Source organism: Lentibacter sp. (genome assembly GCF_029254145.1).
Lineage (GTDB): Bacteria > Pseudomonadota > Alphaproteobacteria > Rhodobacterales > Rhodobacteraceae > Lentibacter.
Genome location: NZ_JAQWYD010000106.1, coordinates 1 through 3410, shown reverse-complemented (window position 1 = coordinate 3410; position 3410 = coordinate 1). Strand labels below are relative to the sequence as shown.

Sequence of the window (3410 nt, the reverse complement as noted above, 5' to 3'; positions counted from 1 at the left end):
TCGTATTTCTTTTTGAACTTCGATACGCGTCCGCCAGCGTCGAGAAGGCGCGAGTTGCCGCCTGTCCATGCTGGGTGAACTGTCGGGTCGATATCAAGTGAAAGCGTATCGCCTTCTTTGCCCCATGTGGAACGCATCTTGAGCATCGTACCGTCTGTCATTTTGACTTCGACGAAGTGGTAATCGGGGTGGATATCTTTTTTCATGGTCTCTCTCCCGCTTACGCTTCAGCGCGTGGCTTATAGTTGGTATCTTCGACGATACGGGCAGATTTGCCGCGACGTGCACGAAGATAGTAAAGCTTGGCGCGACGAACGCGGCCGCGACGCACAACTGTGATCTCGTCGATGTTTGTCGAGTGCAGTGGGAAAACCCGCTCAACACCTTCGCCAAAGCTGATTTTGCGCACAGTAAACGAGCCGTCGATGCCTTTGCCGTTCTTACGGCTGATGCAGACGCCTTCGTAATTCTGAACACGGGTGCGAACACCTTCAGTCACTTTGAAGCCGACGCGAATAGTGTCGCCTGCTTTGAAGTCGGGGATCTTTTTCCCGAGCGCAGCAATTTGCTCCGCTTCGATTTCTCTCAGAAGGTCCATTGACCATCTCCTAATTATGCTCGCGGTTTTCCCACGAAGTTTTCTCGCGTCCTGTCGCTCCGTGTCTTCTGTCGGGTCCGCAATTTGCGCCCGCCGGAGTCAGTCCGACATTGCTTGTCATCATGTTTGTGCCGAGGATCGCGCCGAAGAAAGCGCACAGCACTCGCAGCCCAGAGTCACAAAAGTGATTCCGAACTCGGGCGTTCTAGGCCCGAAAGAGCTTTAGATCAAGGCTTATCGGATGGGTTGTTGTCCAAAAAGGCCTGCCACATATCTGGGCGGCGAAGTTTGGTCAGGGCTTCCGACATCTTTTTGCGCCACTTGGCAATTTCGCCATGATGACCAGACATCAATACATCAGGAATTGCGCGGCCTTGCCACTCTGCGGGCTTGGTGTATTGCGGATGCTCGAGAAGGCCATTTGAGTGACTTTCTTCCTCGGCGCTTTCCGCGTTGCCAAGTACGCCGGGGATAAGTCTGACTGAAGCATCCAAAAGCGCCTGCGCCGCAATTTCACCACCTGTCAGAACATAATCCCCCATCGAAACTTCTACGACGCCGTAGTGTTCCAAAACCCTCTCATCAACGCCTTCAAAGCGCCCGCAGAGCAGCGTTACGCCTTGGCCCGCCGCAAGGCCTTTGGCCATAGCTTGGGTAAAGGGTTTGCCGCGTGGGCTAAGATAAACAAGGGGAAGGGGAGCCTGCGCGCGCTGTTTTGCCATTTCTATGGCGGCGCTGACGACATCAGCGCGCAAGACCATTCCAGCCCCGCCGCCAGCGGGTGTATCATCGACATTGCGATGCTTGCCGATCCCGAACGGTCGTAAGTCAATTGCATCTAGCTGCCAGAGCCCGTCTTTGAGGGCTTTACCTGTCAGGCTTTGGCCGAGAACTCCCGGAAAGGCATCAGGAAACAGCGTTATAACTTGCGCGGTCCAAGCATTGGCTAACTGCTCGTCCTCCATAAGTGCACGGGGCTTGAGAGAAGGGCGCAGGGTCTTGCGACCGTGTGACTTGTTGGCGGATTTTTCGATGTCTGTCATGCCGAAGCCTTAGCGCTCAAGGCGCAGCATGTCACGAGTGATAATAATCTTCTCATAGCGTCTTAGATAGCTCATGCCGAGAAGTGAGCCTGTCAGCTCGCCCTCGTTCACGTAGGCACGCACGTTCAGATCTTTGATTCCATTGACGTCAAATTCATCAAGTTTCACGGGTGCGATACGGACAACGCCATTGGCCGTGTTGGCCGAATGGATGTAAGCCAATTGTTCGGAGGCTAGCCCGACTCTTGCTGCGTCGCTCTGGCTGAGCACAATCCCCGTAGCTCCTGTGTCGACTACAAAACGGATCTGCGCACCATTGATTTTTGCCGTGAGATAGTAATGCCCGTCGGCTTCACGTGGCAGCTCTATCACGCCTTGTGATGTGTTAACCGTTTGGGTCGTCCGAAATGGTTCAACGAGGTTTTCACCGAAGCTGTAGATACCAAGAGCTATCGCAAGCACCATGACCCAGCGCAGCATTTCTTGGCCCAGAGGGGACAGGCGTCGGCGGCTTGGCCAAAGGCGCCAGACCAGCAGAGCTGCAAGAACCAGCGCCAGAACGAGGAGGCCAGTCCAAAGCTCCATCGCTCAGCCGCCTGCAAAGCCAAATGCGCGCAAACCATCCAGAACAAACTGCACAGCGAGCGCGGCCAACAGCATGCCTAAAAGCCGTGTGGCGACATTGATGCCTGTCTTGCCCAAAGCGCGTTCCAGCAGTGCAGAGGCCTGTAAAGACAAGAAGACCACGAAGAGTACGACCGCAACAATCCCGATCACTGTAAAAGTACCTGCGAGTCCAGGTGCTTGCCCTGACAAAAGGATCACCGATGCAATCGCGCCTGGTCCTGCCAACAGAGGAACAGCCAGAGGGAAAACCGACGGGTCATGGCTCGGATCAGGTTCGTCGCCCGCCTGATCTTCACGCCGCTTGGTGCGGCGTTCAAACAACATTTCAAGCGCTGTCAGGAATAAGAGGATGCCGCCTGCCACGCGAAAAGCAGGCATGGATATCCCGATGAAATGCATCAAGGCTTCGCCAAAAAAGGAAAAGGCGGCAAGAATAAAGAAGGAAACAAGGCAGGCCCGCAGGGCGATCCGGCGGCGTTCAACTGTGGGAATACCTTGCGTGATTGTCGCAAAGATCGGCGTAAGGGCGATCGGGTCGATAATCACGAAGAGCGTTGCAAAGGCCGTTATGACAAAGGCTGATGTAATCATGCCTCAGCTGCCTCTAGCTTGGCGATAGCTCCCTCCCAAAGCGCCTCGGCGCGTTTGAGGGCAACCTTAAGCTCACCATCTTTGCGCTGAAGCTCTGGAACAGCATGCTTGCGCTCGCTGTAAAGCGTGGGATCGGCCAGCATCTCGTCCATACGAGCGCGCATGCGTTCAAGCTTTTCAACGCGTTCTTCGCATTTGCGCACTTCAGCGCGCAGCTCGAGTACGGACAACCGTGGCGCACGCTTCGGCTTTGGAGCTTTTTGCGTTTCAGTCTTTTTGTCTGATTTTTTCTCAGGAGCCCCCAGCAAAAGCGCACGATAGCTCTCTAGATCGCCCTCATAGGGCTTCACTGCACCGTCTTTCACGAGCCACAGGCGATCTGCCACGAGACTGAGCAGGTGCATATCGTGGCTGACAAGGATAACTGCGCCAGTATAGGCGGTGAGTGCCTCAACCAAAGCTTCGCGGCTTTCGATATCAAGGTGGTTTGTCGGTTCATCGAGGATGAGCAGATGTGGCGCGTCAATTGTCGCCAGCATCAGCGAGAGCTG

At 54.9% G+C, this 3410-nt stretch carries 5 protein-coding genes and 1 pseudogene; all 6 read right to left on the bottom strand.

What is annotated here, in order from left to right:
- Positions 1-206 (bottom strand): 50S ribosomal protein L31 (rpmE, locus tag P8O11_RS11950; RefSeq protein WP_300294465.1); only part of this gene is annotated, 206 nt, incomplete at its 3' end.
- Positions 207-220: 14 nt separating this feature from the next.
- Positions 221-598 (bottom strand): 50S ribosomal protein L19, encoded by a 378-nt coding sequence (rplS, locus tag P8O11_RS11945; protein WP_089890420.1) that lies wholly within the window; start codon positions 596-598, stop codon positions 221-223.
- Between the two features lie 227 nt (positions 599-825).
- On the bottom strand, positions 826-1641 hold the full coding sequence (gene trmD, locus P8O11_RS11940) for a tRNA (guanosine(37)-N1)-methyltransferase TrmD (RefSeq protein ID WP_300294462.1): 816 nt from the start codon (positions 1639-1641) through the stop codon (positions 826-828).
- Positions 1642-1650: 9 nt separating this feature from the next.
- Entirely contained in the window at positions 1651-2226 is a 576-nt protein-coding gene (locus P8O11_RS11935; RefSeq protein WP_300294460.1) for a TIGR02281 family clan AA aspartic protease, read from the bottom strand.
- Between the two features lie 3 nt (positions 2227-2229).
- Complete coding sequence (locus P8O11_RS11930) at positions 2230-2859, bottom strand: MarC family protein (RefSeq protein WP_300294458.1); 630 nt, start codon at positions 2857-2859, stop codon at positions 2230-2232.
- Positions 2856-3410 (bottom strand): annotated as a pseudogene (locus P8O11_RS11925) (ABC transporter ATP-binding protein); the annotation flags it as partial. The gene P8O11_RS11930 and the pseudogene P8O11_RS11925, both read right to left, overlap by 4 nt.